Raw genomic sequence first — 14,959 nt, forward strand, 5'->3', positions numbered from 1 at the left:
GAGCGGTAGCACTGTGGCAGGCTATGTACACGAACAAAAGACACTGACGCTGAGTCGATTGAAAGGGGTTGTAGATCCCTGCTGGGCAGTAAAATAAAAATTAATCGCGCCGATTAGGCGTCTCGCCCGAATCGAACTTGGTCAAGCAGATCGACGGCTGTCTGTGTTGCCGAGCCGAAATCGAGAGCACCCGAAGTAGAGGCAAGATCGGCAAGATCGTTTGCGAGCTGGTCGTTGAAGTTCAGTCTAAAGTAGACTTCATTTGTCCCTCCACCCAGCGTCGCAGTGTTAGTCGTAGTGATCGGATCGCTGCCGTCGGCCTCACTGACATCCGGTGAAATTTTCGTCACGGTGTTGCCGTTATCGGCATCCTGAATGTGGAAAGAGAACACCCGGTTAAGAAGTTCCTGATTTGAGGAATCGGTACCGACAGCACTGCCTGGGACATATTCAGCCGAGATTTCGACCTGACCACCAGGATTCACAATCTGCAGTGGGGCGATTCCTTCGCCGTCACTGGGATCGTACGGAGTTGAGGACGGATATGGTCCGCCGGCTGCCGAAGTGCCATTACGGTTGTAAGGCGCGTTTGTACCGTTTGTGGTATTGGTGGCAAGGGCCATCTCCAGATCTCCGTTCGTCCCGTTATTAATCGTCATGTTCGGGAACTTACCGTTGTCATCAGCTGCCGTAGGCGCAAAGTCAGATGCGCTATTAGTGTCATCATTTAAGAAAGTTGAGTAGTTCCCGTTGCTGCTCATCGTTGAGTCACTTAGTTCCCCGTTCTTTTCGATCTGAAGCCTATCTTCAGCGACGACTTGGAAGTTCGCCTGCGGAGTAACCTGGTTCTGAATTGATGCACCCGTTACTGAGGCAGCCCCACTGAGTGTGGCCGCCGTCCCCAGCCCGATGATGAAGTTTCGTCGATTCATTGTACCGAACGATAGTAATCTCTATATTACATCTATATAATCATTACGAAATAGAACATCTGTATCAATCACGCTGCCAGTGAGCAGTTGTGCAGAGGTCTTCACGGACTATTTACTGCTAGGACTCTATTTGTAGTCTTTCTCAAATTGGGTTCGGAATCAAGAAGGGAATTTGGCCAACTGGCGATTCATTGATCAGACTGGGTCAAACTGAAATCGGTCGATATAGGCCTTGATACGTATCTATCACCACTACCTTCTCAAATAACAAAAATATTCAAATCCCAATATAGTAAACTATGTTTCTATTAGTGTCTATTTTTATTTTAAATCTGGTGTGATCTACCGCTCAACTAGTTTTCTCGACCAATAGCAAACTACCGAAGCCGGTAGAACATAACAACAATCAATGGATCGGAAGGTACATTCACATCGGCCGAATACATACTGAATGATTGCTAATCCACATCTACGTAATCAATATACAGACCTATGGATCTCAGATCAGCTGCAGGCACGAGTATAACCGTTCTGCTCGTTCTCATCGCGATTTTGATACTGGTAACGCAGGTATTCGGGTTTCCATCGCCGATTAGCTTCGTAGCCACCGATAGTATGGAACCACAGTTGGAACCGGGAGATGGATTTATTGGAATCCCAGAGCCACTGGCCGGTGAGATAGCTCCGGGAGATGTGATCACGTTTGAGGCACAGCGCCTTGGTGGCGGTGGCCTGACAACACATCGGGTTGTCGAAAAGACCGAGCAGGGCTATCTTACTAAAGGCGATGCGAACCCGTTCCGGGATCAGGCTGCTGGAGAACCACCGGTACAGCAAAGTCAAATCCGTCTCAAAGCTGTACAAATAAATGATAAAATAATTGTCATTCCGAATGTGGGCGATGTTTCGAATGCAGCCGAGGGCGTGATTGGAAGTGTCATCACTGGAATCGGACTCGGTGACATTTCACCCGACAATCCTGGGATCACCGTTGCCATACTCGGGCTGGTGATGGTACTCGGAGCCGGTGGATATGATTTCATCTCGGATGATACGGCTCGTCTGTCGAGGCGATCGCCGTCGCGGAACGTAATTGACAGTCGACTCCTCCTTGTTGCAGTGTTACTCGTTTTATCACTGCCATTGCTGTCAATAACAGCTCTTCCAAGCGGTACCAGCGAACTGTCGATTGAGAGTAGTACCGCTTCGACTGACAATCCAGCAGTTATTGAACCCGGAAATTACACAGAAACCAATACCACCGTAGAGAACTCACAAATTCTACCGATGGTGATTATCATTGAGCCAGCAAGCGAAGGGCTTGAAGTATCTAATTCCGTGCTGTCGGCCGGAAGCGACGAGACAGTAACAACAAAGATCAAAATCTGGGCACCGGAAGAACCTGGGCGGTACGTGCGGAGCCGGGCGGTGCATTTCTACATTCACGTGCTGCCAGCGAATACCATCGGATTTCTCCACAGAATTCATCCGTTCGTTGCGCTCACAGTGACAACCAGCGTCATGCTCCTACCAGTAGCGATTCTATTCCTCTTAATCGTCGGAAACCGAAAGATCCCACTACGAGAAGTGAGCCGCTAACAGCACATCTAAAATAATTAGTATGTCAACATACATTTATATTATCCTGGTCAGTTCTCGGCCTCATCAGTTTGTATAGTAATCGCATCAAGCATCTCGACAAGGTCTGTGGTTCCTGCAAAAGACGGAGTTTTATCAATTTGCGATTCGATACCTTTCCGTGGATCTATAGGGTTAGATAGAATTCGTAGATAGTTGCCAAGGTTGATTTTAAGATCCAACTGTACTGTTTCTCCCGGCCCTAAGGAAAAGTACCTGTTGGGATCGTCCATACCATCATCACTGTCACTATCATTGTACGCTGGTGATATTTTTGTGGGGCCGGTATCAGTAAATCTATCGGGCACTATAAAGCTGTACACCCACCGTACGTCGTGACCGGTGAGGTCGGAATTATCCACGCTCCCACCGAGCGTCACCTGTTCACCGTACTGACCGTTCGGATCGTATGTCGTATCAGTCCTATCGTAGGCGATGCCGATTTTTTGAGACTCACCGCCGTAGTTTTCGACCTCCAGTATGTTCTCAAACCTGAACGTGTCGGAGTCCCGTCTGAGGTCAAACGCGACTTGTAGTTTCACATTCTCGTTGACGTATTGATCTCGGCGGTTGACTGTTGCGACTGGTAGCTCCGATTTGTCTATATTATCGAGCGTGTCGCTGGTATCGTCGAAGAAGCTTGAGTTAGAATCGTACGGTAGGTAATGACTCTGATATCTAGATTTGACGCTACCGTCGTCGTTAAACGCCTTACCAGCTCTGACTTCAACTCGTGGTCTGACAACAATACCAAGTTCGGAAGTCGTTTCAATCGAATTGACAATAGATGCCGTCGTCGAAATTGCGCCGCTCCCGGTGGCAAGTGCGCCAAGCCCAAGTAATGCATTGCGACGTTTCATTAGTTGTCCTATTGTCAGATGAAAGTAATCGGCGGTATCCCAGCCGATTTGCATACCAAGTTGTTCAGTCAAGAAAGTATCAGAACAAGCTCCATAACTTGCGAAAACTTTGTACGCTAATAAGATTCACGAAGCACATACAATACGGCTGTCGTTGTATCACATCCGGTCAGTCGGTTGTCCTGTCACCAACCGCGCTCTCACCCACTGCCTCGTGACCCACAATCCGTTCCTGCCCACCCATGTACGGTCGCAACGCTTCCGGCACCGTCACGGTGGCATCCTCGTTTTGATAATACTCTAAGATCGCAACCATCACCCGCGGCACTGCCAGCCCCGAGCCGTTGAGCGTGTGGAGATACTCCGCGGATTCGTGCTGCTCGGGACGGTACTGAATCCCCGCTCGCCGGGCCTGAAACGCCCGAAAGTTCGACACTGAGGAGACTTCCAGCCACCGACCACCCTCCTCAGGGCCGTCTTCCATGTCGTCACCAGGGGCCCAAACCTCGATGTCGTACTTTTTCGCCTGCGTGAATCCGAGATCGCCGGTACACATCTCCAAGATCCGGTACGGCAGTCCGAGTTCCTGGAGCACCGATTCGGCCTCGCTAACAAGCCCTTCGAATCGATCATCGCTGTCCTCGGGGCGAACGAAGTTCACTAACTCAACCTTGTTGAACTGGTGGACACGGACGATCCCACGGGTTTCGGTGCCGTGTTCGCCGGCCTCCTGCCGGAAGTTCGGTGAGTAGGCCTGATATTTGAGGGGGAGGTCGTCATCCAGCAGGATCTCATCGCGGTGAAGGTTGGTGACGGGCACCTCGGCGGTCGGCAGCAGCCAGAGATCATCGTCGTCGTAGGGTTCGCTGTTGTCGCCCTCGATCCGGTAGGCATCCTCGGTGAACTTGGGGAACTGACCTGTCCCACGCATCGACGCGCTGTTGACCGGCAGCGGCGGGAAGATATCGGTGTACCCCTGCTCGCGGTGGAGTTCCAGCATGAACTGGATCAGCGCATGTTCGAGGCGCGCGCCGTCACCCTTCGCGAAGTAGAACCCACCACCGGAAACCTTCGCACCGCGGTCGAAATCCAGAATCTCAAGCTCCTCGCCGAGGTCATAGTGGGGTTCGATCTCGTCGGGAAGCTCTCGGTGGTCGTCGAAGCCTTCCCGGCGACGCTCGACGTTTTCGCTTTCGTCTGCGCCGACCGGCACGGAATCGTCGGGCAACTGCGGGAGGGTCAGCAGTGCGGCTTCGAGTTCGGCTTCCAGCTCGTCGGCGCGGGCTTCGATCGCCTGCAACTCGTCTTTGAGCTCCGAGGAGCGTTCGATGGCTTCCTCGGCCTCCTCCTCCTTCCCGTCGGCTTTGAGCTGGCCGATTGTGCTTGAGACCTCGTTGCGCTCATGTCGGAGGTCATCGCCCTCACTTTTGAGTGATCGCCACTCCTCGTCGATCTCCAGAATCCGATCCAGGTCGACGTCGACACCCTTCTGTTCGAGGGCAGCACGAACGGCCGCGGGGTTCTCGCGGACAAACTGTCTACGCAGCATTGCCGGAACGTTTTGCCGTCGGTGTGAAAACGGTATCTATTACCGCTGGGTTTCGGGCACCTGATGGACGGTCTCGCGTTCCTCCTCGTCCATCTCCGCAAAGTCGGCGTCGTCGACGACTTCGAGCCCGCGGTCGTTGATCGCGTGGCCTTCGAGGTGCAGTTCCTCCATATACTGCTTGTAGAGCCGTTCGACCGTTTCTCCATCTTTCTCCTTGTCGGAGGCCCGATCACAGAGCTCGATCAGATCCTCGGGCACGTCGTTTTCGGCGACGATCCAGTGGTTGATGAGATCCGACAGCCGCCGGATCGGACTCGTGAAGTGACCATAGATATCGAAGTTCAGCGCGTGATGGCCACCGAAGGGGTCGTTCATGTATTTCGCGCGCGGCATCACCTTGAGGACGGCGCGCTGAATTTTGTTGAGCTGTCGTCCCGGTGATTCCTCCAGTGCGGCGTTGACGGCTTTTCGTGGTTCATCCCACGAGCCCCCCGGGATCGAGACGCCGTCGAGATCCTGAATCTCCTTGAGGGCCTCGTTCCACTGGTCGGGCGTCGGCTGTGGATGGACGCGATACATGGCTTCGACGCCGCGATCCCACATCAGCTCGTGGGTGACCGCCTTGTTCGCTTTCAGCATGCACTCCTCGACGATGGTATGCGCGCGATCCCGTGAGGGGTTGAGCACGAGCGAGCCATCTTCCTTGCGCTGTTCGTGGAGCTGGTCGGCCAACTCGTAGACGAGGTTGCACTCCTCGTGGAGCGGCGCGCCCGCCTCTTCGATGCGGTTTTCGGCCTCAGTATAGGTCAGTCGCTCATCGCTGTGGATGACGGATTTGTAGATGTCGACCTCCTCAAAGGAGAGCGTCTCGCGGTCGATGGTCATCTCGACAGTATGCGCTAAGCGGTCTTCCTCGGGGACAAGCGAGCAGACGGTCTCGGCCAACACCGGCGGCAACATATGAACGGTGTAGGCGGGAAGATAGACCGTGTTGCAGCGTTCGACTGCCTCGGCCCACATCTCCGAACCCGGGTGAACGTAATGGCTGACATCGGCTATATGCACCCACAGCGTGTAGGTTTCCTCGTCGGCGTCGATGCTGATCGCGTCGTCGAAGTCCTGGGCGTCGGCGGGGTCGGTCGTCCACGCCGTGAGATCGCGGAGGTCGCGTCGCTCCTCGAGTTCATCCTCGATCTCGGCGTACACGTCCTCGGTTCGCTTGCGGGCCTCGACGAGCACGTCGCTGGGAAACTCGTCGTTGATCTCGAACTCCTCGAAGAGCTCGGCCCGTTTTTCAGCGAGGCGGTCGGCGACAGCCTCGGTGATTCGAACCGGGCCTTGGCCCTCGGCGGTGCCGGCGTCGGCCTGCGCATCTGACATGGCCGATCCAACGGGTGGCCGGTAGAAAGGCGTGTCGGGCGGCCATGATACTGGTGAAGTTTTATACTCCTGTCGCTCGGAACCAATATCGATGGCTGGAACAGACGACGAAACGCTTGACGACCTCCCACCGAGCGCGAAACTAGTTTTCAAAGTCCTCGAGTACAACGGCACCCTCACCCAGAAGGGGATCGTCGAGGAATCGATGCTCTCGGCACGTACTGTCCGGTATGCCCTCGAACGGCTCGAACGGATCGGCCTCGTCGAGGAGGATGTCTACTTTGCCGACGCAAGACAGAATATCTACGAACTCACGCCACAGGCCGCCGAGGCCATCGAAAACAGCGAAGCGATCGCCGACTAGCTCACACGTTCTTCGAGAGCCGCACCGCCCGGATCGCCGTCAACACGACGACAACGCCGAGTGCCGTCGCCGACGCAAATACGATCGCCAACAGCAGAAACCAGGCTTCGGGGCCGACGATCGGATACGTTCGTTCAAACCCGACAGGGCCAAGCAGCTCAAAGATACGGACAGCGTATGCAAGCGCGGCAACGCCGATCCCGACGCCGACACCGACCAGCGTGTTTCGTTTCACCGCCAACGCCTCAAGCAGGGCCGCTGTCGGCGGGCCATCCGTCTCCGCATCAGCGTCGGGCTCGCTCATATCTGCCGCTACGGGCGCGATGATAAAAGCGGCACCGACTGCCGGTCGCCCAGTCGATTGTAACTGCCGACCCCCAATCACTGGTAGGCGGTAAACTCCTCACCGGCGACGAGAAAGTAGCCGGTGCCAACGAGGCCGATCACGGTCGCAACAGCGAACGCCAGGGTGGGCGCACCGGCGATGAGTTGGCCCGCGCCGAAGGGGTTCGGCAACCCGCCGTAAAGCGCGCCACCGAGAGCTCCACTCGGGATGACGATCAGATTCCGAAGCAGGTAGTATGCACCGGTCACCCGCCCGCCTGCATCGGCCTCAGCGGGGCCGACGATCAACGCCTTATGCGCTGGAAGGCCAGCGAACCGAAGCCCGGAGAACGCAAAGAGAACCGTGAGCACAACGGGATCAGGTGGCGCGCTGATCAACAGCACCGGAAAGATCGCATACACCGCAAACCCGGTCGCAACGACCGGTTTGAGCCCGACCCGCTCGGCGAGGGCGGCGGCCGGCGCCATCACCACCAGCGCGACGACCATCTCGACGCCGAGCAGCAGGCCGAAAAATGTCGCCGGCGCGAGATCGACGCCGCCGACCCCCGGCAGTGAGAGCGACAGCCCGACATCAAGAAACTCGGTGACGACGATGATGAAAAAGACGTAGACCATGCCGTTGGCGAACCGAACCAAGGTGTCGCCGATGAGCAGCGGTCGGAGCGTCGACGGCAACGATCGGAGATCCGAGCGAAGCTGCGACAGCCCTTCGAGTGAATCGCCGAAGCTGTCGTCGCTGGCATCGTACAGGACGTGTTGGACAACGGTGGCAACGACACCGACGACAACGGCGACAGCGAGGACATAGCGGAAGCTCACGGTGAAATCGGGGTGCAACGCGAGCAAGGCGGCAGCAAGCACCGGCCCCAACAGAAACGCACTCCGGCGAAACGTCTCGGTGCTGGCAAAGCCGCGAGCCAGTCGCTCGGGTGGGACGCTCTGTTTGACAATCGCAAACGTCGCTCCGAGGCCGAATGACTTCCAAGCCTGTGCGAGGATGAGGCCGACAAATACCCAGAGCCACGGCTGGATCGTGAGCCCGCCGATCGCAAATGTCCCGAACGACGGCGCGATCGCCCACAATAGAAAGCCGAGCGTCGACGCCGCACCGAAGAGGGTCAGGGCGTATCGGGAGCCGATCCGATCTGAGACCGCCCCACCGGGGTACGGATACAGGGCGCTGAGAAGATTTCCAACCGTCCCAAAGAGCCCGATGACAAAGCCACTGGCACCGAGGACACGGAGATACTCCGGGAGAAACCGGGTTGTCATCTGGAAACCAAGGCTAAAGGCAAACATGGCAACCGAGAGAACGAACACGTCACCGGAGAGGGTGACAAACTGGCGGTAGCCATCGAGAGGACTGGCCTCCTCGTCCATTAGCAACCCCATCAGCCCAGCACGGCAAAATGATAGCGTGAGAGTCGATACCACGATCAGTGTGCTCACGTGGGATCGAACCGCTAAAGAACGGGGCGTCCCTCCGTTCGCCAATGACGATTACGCTCGGAACCGCCGCGGCCGATCCCGGAGCGATCGACACCGGCCGGCTGGCGGTCGGTGAGACCCGCGACGGCAGCCCGGCGCGGCTCCCGGTTGCGGTCATCAACGGAGCCGACGACGGCAAGCGGCTCTATCTGCAGGCGGTCAGCGACGGCAACGAGCTCAACGGGCTTGGTGTCATTCGAGAGGTGGTGCCACAGCTTGATCCGGCTGAAATCGCCGGCGAGATCATGATCGTCGGCATCGTCAACTACCACGGCTTTCAGGTCGCCGAACACCGCAATCCGATCGACGATCGCAAGCTCAACCGGACGTTCCCCGGCGATAGCGAGGGTACCGCCAGCGAGCGCATCGCCGACGCCGTTTTCGAGGTCGCCAAAACAGCGGATCTGATCTTGGATCTCCACCAGGGCTCGACCAGTCGCATGATCAACGAGGTGCGGGTGCGGTGTGGTCGGCGACACACGATGCACAGCGAGTGTCTCCGCTTGGCGAAGGTGTTCAACTGCGGCTACGTCCTCGATCAGAAGGGCCCAGAGGGGCAACTCGCCCGCGTCGCACCGGATGAGGGGATTCCGACTGTCGACCCCGAACTCGGCGGCTCGGTCGGCTTCGACCCCGAGAGCGTGCAAGCCGGCGTGGAGGGGGTCTACAATGTCCTCCGGCATTACGAGTTTCTTGACGGCGGGCCCTCGATGGAGCGACAGACCAGAGCCAAGCGGTTCGATCAGTACGGCGCGTCGGTCGGCGGGCTGGTCGAGTACCGTGCCGATCTCGGCGAGCGTATCGACGCCGGCGACACGCTGTTTGCGGTCACCGACACCTTCGGTCAGGTCAAAGCCGAAGCCACCGCCGACAACAGCGGCATTCTCTGGCGGTCACGACGACTCCCCCAGGTCGCCAGCGGCGAGTACGTCTGTTCGGTCGGTACCAACGTCGACAGCTACTGACCCCGTCGTCGTGGTGTCGATCAGCTGTGACCATCGACTCAGTCAGCGAAAAACAACCCACAGAGACGCAAAAATAAGTAGTCGGGACACATACAATCGCCAACGGAGTCTTCGGGCGATGATACATCACCAACACACAGGGCACGACAGCGGGCCGGGAACCCCCGAGGAGCCACAGGGATGACCGCACCCAAGGTACTGCTAGTCGAGGACAGCGAGTTCATGTCAATGCGGGTTGTCGACGCGCTGGAATCGAACCACGGCATGAATCTGACGGCGGTCGAAACAGCCAGCGAGGCACGAACCTGCCTCAAAACCAATAGCTTCGATGTGATCGTTGTCAACTACGAGCTCCCGGATGAAACCGGCATCGAGTTTGCTGGCTCGCTCAACAAATCGGGCACCGAGCCGTCCGTCCCGATCATCCTCCTAACAGGCAAGGAACTCGAACCGATCGCCAGCGACGCCGTCGACAACGGTGTCACCGAGTTTGTCTACAAGGGCGACCACGCCGCCGCCGATATGGATGTATTGGCCAACCGTATCGAGACGGTCATCGCCGCCTACGGCACCACGGCTGCGTAATCGAGTCCCGCTCACCCCCTATCGTTCTGGATGTGTCGGCGCGTCGAACCCGCCGCGAACGAGCGGTTTAGCGATGTGGCGACGTGCAGACGGCGGCACCTCATACCAGCCCTGCTCCAGTGCTCGATCGATCTGTCGGGTAACCTTCCCGGGGGCCGACGTGCCGCAGTCCCGGCACCGATATCCCTGTCCGCGGCCGGCTGACTTCATCCGTCGACCACAGCCATCACAGATCGGCGTCACCCGCTCGGTACGGTGGAGTGCCCGAACTGCGAACTTTTCGAGTTTGATCGTGCCGTCGCTGTACTCGCCACAGACCGTGAGCCGGTCGCCGGTTCGAAGCGAACGCACCCGGTCGCGGAACCGTTTCGTCGGCTCAAAGGCGACACAGTCGGCGGTCGCGTCACTGCTCGTGTCGTCAGCGTCGTCACCAGCTTCCGAGCCGAGTGTGAAGAAAACATGGCCCCCCTCTCGTGTTTCCGGTGGCTCGGTAACGACGCCGTCGACACGGGAGGCCACGCCGTCTTGCAGGGAGGCAAGTGTGCCTGCCTGGAGATGCAGGTCGGTTCCCTGATTCGTCACAAAACAGCGAGTTCGTTCGACTGACTCGCTGTCGATCGCGCCGGCAACACAGGCGACAGCATCGGGCTCGTCACCACGGATCCCATAGAGGATCGGGCCGGGGGCGTTTGGCACGCAGACTGCCTGGCCCGCCTCACGATCGACGGTATCCCAGACGGTCGGATAGCCGCGGTCGGCGGCCGCAAAGACAGAGTCGAGATCAACCTCACGGGGGGAGCCACAGCGATCAAACTCGCGGTAGGTGATGTGTTCGTACGTCCACTCATCGAAGGCCGCCCACGCACCGACGGCCGCCAGCGCGCCGATCCGGCCGCGGCCCGCCACGTCGCAGCCCTCACCTGTCCAGCCGCGATGCTCATAGCCCGCCGCGTCGGCGATATCGACCGCGGTGGCGAGGCTGAGTTGGTCGCCAATGGCGCGCGCGGCGAAATCGGCGACAGTGTCGGGTACCGCCTCGGGATCGTCATCGGCGACAACGAGCCCGGGGCTCGTTCGGGCGTCGGCGTCGACAGCGAAAGACGCGATGTGATCGACAGCAAGCTCGGTCGCGTCGGTGACCGGGAGATCGGTGTGGATCGCCAACGCGGCGTTGCCCCGCGTTTTGTGCTCGACGGCCGGGTTCAGTCGAACGAGCAGCGTGCGGGTGACCTGCCCGCCAGCGTCGACGATGGCCTCGGCTACTCGGGCGGCGAGGTAGGTCGTACACATCCCCCGCGTTCGGGAATCGGTGTCGTCGAGCCCGATGACGGTCATCGACGGCTGTACCGCCGCGGGGCGAAAATCGGTTTCGGGTCGGCCGAGCCAGTTTATATATAATCGTATCGGTGCTGTGAACACAGAAATCAACTGACGTGACGCCGACGGCTGGCTGACGGTGCCGCAACGTATATATGTGATAACTTACTAGCTTCGGCTATGTCACGGACAGCACTGGTCGGCAATATCACCGCGATGCTGGAGGACGCCGACTTCCTTGTCAGCGACCGGTGTTCCGTCCGACCGAAAAGCTTCGATCTCGCGGCCCGCCGCGGGGACGATCTCGTGCTGTTGAAAGTACTCGGCAATATCGACGCGTTCAACCCCGAAACCGGTGCTGAGCTCCGCCGACTCGGCGAATATCTGTCGGCGACGCCGATGGTGATCGGCCTGCGAACGCGCAACGAGGATCTCAAACCCGGCGTCGTCTACTTCCGCCACGGCGTCCCGGTGTTCAACCCCGATACCGCCTACGACCTGTTCGTCGAAGAAGTTCCGCCACTGATCTACGCCGCTCCCGGCGGCCTCTACGTCAGCATCGACGGCGACCTCTTGGCCGACGAACGCGAGGAACGCGGCTGGAGTCTGGGCCGACTGGCGACCGAGCTCGGCGTCTCTCGGCGAACCGTCTCAAAGTACGAAGATGGGATGAACGCCTCAATCGAGGTGGCGATCCACCTGGAGGAGCTGTTTGATCAGCCGTTCTCGAATCCGGTCTCCGTGCTTGATGGCGCGGAAGACGTCCACGACGCTGATCCTGTCCCGGATGAGCCCGACGCCGACCCCGACGACGAACACGTGTTGACGGTGCTTGCAGAGGCCGGTTTCGACGTGCATCCGACGACGCGCTCGCCGTTTAAGGCCGTCAGCAAGGCGACCGACCGGCGGGCCAGCGACGTGTTGACCGGCCACTCATCGTTTACCGAAAGCGCGGAAAAACGCGCCGAGCTCATGGGTTCGATCGGTCGTGTCACGAAAACGCGGTCGGTGTACTTCACGGCCGAACAGACGAAACGCGAGTCCGTCGGCGGGACAGCGATCGTCTCGTGTGAGGAACTGGCCGGCATGTCTGATCCGGAATCGATCCGCGAACTGATCCAAGACCGAGCGGCCGAACCTGAAGCTTAGGCGTAGTGTTCGTCGAGATGGGCGACGATATCGTCGCTTTCCGGCATCCCGTCGATATCGTGTTCCTCGTCGATCAACACCGGCACACCGGTTTGGCCGCTGACTTCCTTGACCTCGGTGCGCTCGCTGTGTGAGCGCGGCACCTCTCGGGACTCATACGCAAGCCCGAGTTCGTCGAGTTTTGAGATGACTTTCGCACAGTACGGACAGCCCGGCAGTTCATAGAGGATGAGGTCTGACATCGACCATCCTACGGTCGGGAGGCAAATGAAGCCACTGGTGTTGTGTGCGAAAGCGTCCCGAACGCGAGATCGCTGCTGGTTCGGCGGCGTCGGATCCACTGCGACGGTCGCAGTCAGGCGTCAGCTTGGCTGTACAACACGAGCGCGCTGCCCGCAAGTACCGCCTCGGCGACCTTGCTGATCACAGCAATCGGGTTGAGGCTTCCGCCCATGTAGAACGCCTCGATGCTCCAGCCCTGAAACGCAAACAGCGCGAGGATCGTGATGATCGAATACGCCGCGGCGACAAGAAACAGCGAGCGCCGCCAGTAGCGGGTGAGGTAGACCCCGATCCCACCCAGAAAGCCCAGCCCGTTGAGCGCAAACAGGATCGCAAGCGTCTGGCTGAACTGGATGGCTCTGGTGACGGCCAGCAGGTGGAGGACGCCGGTGATGATCGCGGCGAGGATTGCGACATATCCCAGCGTGTTGTCAGGCCACTGAATGCCCGCTGTGCTCGACGTTGCGGCGGTATTTGACATACCTGTGGCAACGAAACAATCGCGCAAAAGCGGTCTGGTGCATTCCTGCAACGCTGTGGTACGCCTGCTGACGGCGTCAGGTCACCGTCTCAGTACGGTGTCGCAGCGAGATCCAAGAGCGGGTTCCCCCGGCTACAGGAGCATCCCGCTGGTCTGAATGTAGAAGTAGACGATCAGTACCGCCGCCAAGAGCCACTGTCCAAGCCGGATATCATCGGCTTCACCCGAGGCGGCCTTCACGAGCGGGTAGCTGATGATTCCGGCGGCCAGCCCGTCGGCGATCGAGTACGTCAGCGGCATGATCGTGATCGTCAGGGCCGCCGAGATCGACCACGCCGGATCGCGCCAGTCGATGTCGACGACACCCTCGAACATGATGATGCCGACGATCACCAGCGCGATAAACGAGGCGTAACTCGGGATCGCCGAGGCGATAGCAACAAACGGGATCATCAACAGGAAGAGCGCGGCGACGACGAGCGTGGTGAGCCCGGTACGGCCGCCGGCTTCGACACCGGTCGAGGACTCGATGTAGGTCGTCACCGTTGAGGTGCCGAGCATCGCGCCGACGGTTGTCCCAACCGCGTCGGCCATCAGCGGCTTGTCCATCTCCGGAAGTTCGCCGTTTTCATCGAGGAAGTCACCGAACTGCGCGATCCCGATCAGCGTGCCGGCGGTATCGAAGAAGTCCACGAAGAAGAAGGTCAGTACGACGAAGCCGAACGTCAGCGGTTCGACCTGTGAGAGCCCATCGATGAACGCGCCGGCCAGCGGTGTGATGTCGTACTGGATCCCCGTGATGACGCCGATGACGCCCTGCTGTTCGACCGCCGACAGCACCGACTCGTCGACGAGGACGCCGCGGTCAACGACGCCACCGAGGGTGAGTGCCCAGCCGGCGATCGCGGTCGTGAGAATCCCGATGATGATCGAGCCGGTGATCCCGCGAGCCCACAGCAGCAGCGTCAGCGCGACACCGGAAAGCCCGAGGATCGCCACCGGGTTTGAGCCAACCGAGCCGAGGGTGACGAGGGTTGCCTCGTCGTTGACGATCACCTGAAACTCTTGGAGCCCGATAAACAGCAGGAAGACACCGATCCCTGCGCCGACAGCGAATTTGACGGGTTCGGGGAAGAGGTTGATAATGTACTCCCGCGCGCCGATGGCCGTCAACACGATGAAGATGATCCCTTCAACAAAGACAGCGGCGAGGGCCGTCTGCCACGGGATGCCTAAGCCGAGAACGACGGTGAACGCGAAGAAGGCGTTCAGCCCCAATCCCGGGGCAAGGCCGAAGGGCCGATTGGCGTACAGTGCCATCACCAGCATCGCGGCCACCGAGGCAAGGATCGTTGTGATGGCGATCATCTGGAAGACCTCTGGGTCGGTGTAGCCCTCGATGCTGATCGCGTTTGACAACACCGTCGGGTTGACGACGATGATGTAAGCCATCGCGAGGAACGTTGTCGCGCCGGCGATCACCTCTGAGTTGACATCGGTGTCGTGATCGTCGAGGTCGAAAAACGAGTTGAGTCCCATTTGTGGTATGTAGCGGTTGCTTGCGACACTGACTTAAAAATTCGCATAATTGTGTGGTGAACTACTAGATCGCTGTCGAATC

At 58.7% G+C, this 14,959-nt stretch carries 15 protein-coding genes; 5 read left to right on the forward strand and 10 right to left on the reverse strand.

Going from position 1 to position 14,959, the window contains the following annotated elements; genetic code table 11:
- Positions 1 to 113 precede the first annotated feature (113 nt).
- Positions 114 to 932 (reverse strand): hypothetical protein, encoded by an 819-nt coding sequence (locus DM826_RS01080; protein WP_120100399.1) that lies wholly within the window; start codon positions 930 to 932, stop codon positions 114 to 116.
- A 492-nt stretch (positions 933 to 1,424) separates the two neighbouring features.
- Between DM826_RS01080 and DM826_RS01085 the strand changes: the two genes are divergently transcribed.
- The gene (locus DM826_RS01085; RefSeq protein ID WP_120100402.1) at positions 1,425 to 2,531 is read left to right on the forward strand and encodes a signal peptidase I; all 1,107 of its coding nucleotides are present in this window, start codon (positions 1,425 to 1,427) and stop codon (positions 2,529 to 2,531) included.
- A gap of 50 nt (positions 2,532 to 2,581) precedes the next feature.
- On the opposite strand, the gene DM826_RS01090 is transcribed toward DM826_RS01085, so the two are convergent.
- From DM826_RS01090 to DM826_RS01100, 3 genes are all read right to left on the reverse strand, one after another.
- Positions 2,582 to 3,430 (reverse strand): hypothetical protein, encoded by an 849-nt coding sequence (locus tag DM826_RS01090; protein WP_133304615.1) that lies wholly within the window; start codon positions 3,428 to 3,430, stop codon positions 2,582 to 2,584.
- Positions 3,431 to 3,599: 169 nt separating this feature from the next.
- Complete coding sequence (gene serS / locus DM826_RS01095) at positions 3,600 to 4,979, reverse strand: serine--tRNA ligase (protein ID WP_120100410.1); 1,380 nt, start codon at positions 4,977 to 4,979, stop codon at positions 3,600 to 3,602.
- 39 nt (positions 4,980 to 5,018) lie between these two features.
- Positions 5,019 to 6,359 carry a ribonuclease catalytic domain-containing protein gene (locus DM826_RS01100; protein ID WP_120100415.1) on the reverse strand — a complete coding sequence of 447 codons (1,341 nt, stop codon included), beginning with the start codon at positions 6,357 to 6,359 and terminating at the stop codon, positions 5,019 to 5,021.
- Positions 6,360 to 6,450: 91 nt separating this feature from the next.
- Between DM826_RS01100 and DM826_RS01105 the strand changes: the two genes are divergently transcribed.
- Positions 6,451 to 6,723, forward strand: a complete 273-nt coding sequence (locus tag DM826_RS01105; RefSeq protein WP_120100418.1) for a MarR family transcriptional regulator — start codon at positions 6,451 to 6,453, stop codon at positions 6,721 to 6,723.
- Between the two features lies 1 nt (position 6,724).
- Here DM826_RS01105 and DM826_RS01110 read toward each other — a convergent pair whose 3' ends face one another.
- Entirely contained in the window at positions 6,725 to 7,027 is a 303-nt protein-coding gene (locus DM826_RS01110) for a DUF7536 family protein (protein ID WP_120100421.1), read from the reverse strand.
- Between the two features lie 77 nt (positions 7,028 to 7,104).
- Complete coding sequence (locus tag DM826_RS01115; protein ID WP_233735642.1) at positions 7,105 to 8,451, reverse strand: MFS transporter; 1,347 nt, start codon at positions 8,449 to 8,451, stop codon at positions 7,105 to 7,107.
- Positions 8,452 to 8,564: 113 nt separating this feature from the next.
- Here DM826_RS01115 and DM826_RS01120 point away from each other — a divergent pair, with 113 nt between their 5' ends.
- Both DM826_RS01120 and DM826_RS01125 read left to right on the forward strand, forming a co-directional pair.
- Positions 8,565 to 9,524: a succinylglutamate desuccinylase/aspartoacylase family protein gene (locus DM826_RS01120; RefSeq protein ID WP_120100426.1), complete on the forward strand. Its 960-nt coding sequence runs from the start codon at positions 8,565 to 8,567 to the stop codon at positions 9,522 to 9,524.
- 180 nt (positions 9,525 to 9,704) lie between these two features.
- On the forward strand, positions 9,705 to 10,109 hold the full coding sequence (locus DM826_RS01125) for a response regulator (protein ID WP_120100429.1): 405 nt from the start codon (positions 9,705 to 9,707) through the stop codon (positions 10,107 to 10,109).
- An 18-nt stretch (positions 10,110 to 10,127) separates the two neighbouring features.
- Here DM826_RS01125 and DM826_RS01130 read toward each other — a convergent pair whose 3' ends face one another.
- The gene (locus DM826_RS01130) at positions 10,128 to 11,444 is read right to left on the reverse strand and encodes a tRNA(Ile)(2)-agmatinylcytidine synthase (RefSeq protein WP_120100431.1); all 1,317 of its coding nucleotides are present in this window, start codon (positions 11,442 to 11,444) and stop codon (positions 10,128 to 10,130) included.
- A 162-nt stretch (positions 11,445 to 11,606) separates the two neighbouring features.
- On the opposite strand from DM826_RS01130, the gene DM826_RS01135 reads away from it, so the two are divergent.
- A complete protein-coding gene (locus tag DM826_RS01135) occupies positions 11,607 to 12,575 on the forward strand; it encodes a transcriptional regulator (RefSeq protein ID WP_120100436.1) in 969 nt (322 codons plus the stop codon).
- Here the strand turns inward: DM826_RS01135 and DM826_RS01140 are convergent.
- From DM826_RS01140 to DM826_RS01150, 3 genes are all read right to left on the reverse strand, one after another.
- A complete protein-coding gene (locus tag DM826_RS01140; protein WP_120100441.1) occupies positions 12,572 to 12,817 on the reverse strand; it encodes a glutaredoxin family protein in 246 nt (81 codons plus the stop codon). The genes DM826_RS01135 and DM826_RS01140 overlap by 4 nt on opposite strands.
- Positions 12,818 to 12,930: 113 nt before the next feature.
- Positions 12,931 to 13,338, reverse strand: coding sequence for a DUF7475 family protein (locus DM826_RS01145; protein WP_120100445.1), 408 nt, complete (start codon positions 13,336 to 13,338; stop codon positions 12,931 to 12,933).
- A 132-nt stretch (positions 13,339 to 13,470) separates the two neighbouring features.
- The gene (locus DM826_RS01150; RefSeq protein WP_120100448.1) at positions 13,471 to 14,877 is read right to left on the reverse strand and encodes an NCS2 family permease; all 1,407 of its coding nucleotides are present in this window, start codon (positions 14,875 to 14,877) and stop codon (positions 13,471 to 13,473) included.
- Positions 14,878 to 14,959: the final 82 nt, after the last annotated feature.

The organism is Halonotius aquaticus (genome assembly GCF_003605575.1).
Taxonomy (GTDB): domain Archaea; phylum Halobacteriota; class Halobacteria; order Halobacteriales; family Haloferacaceae; genus Halonotius; species Halonotius aquaticus.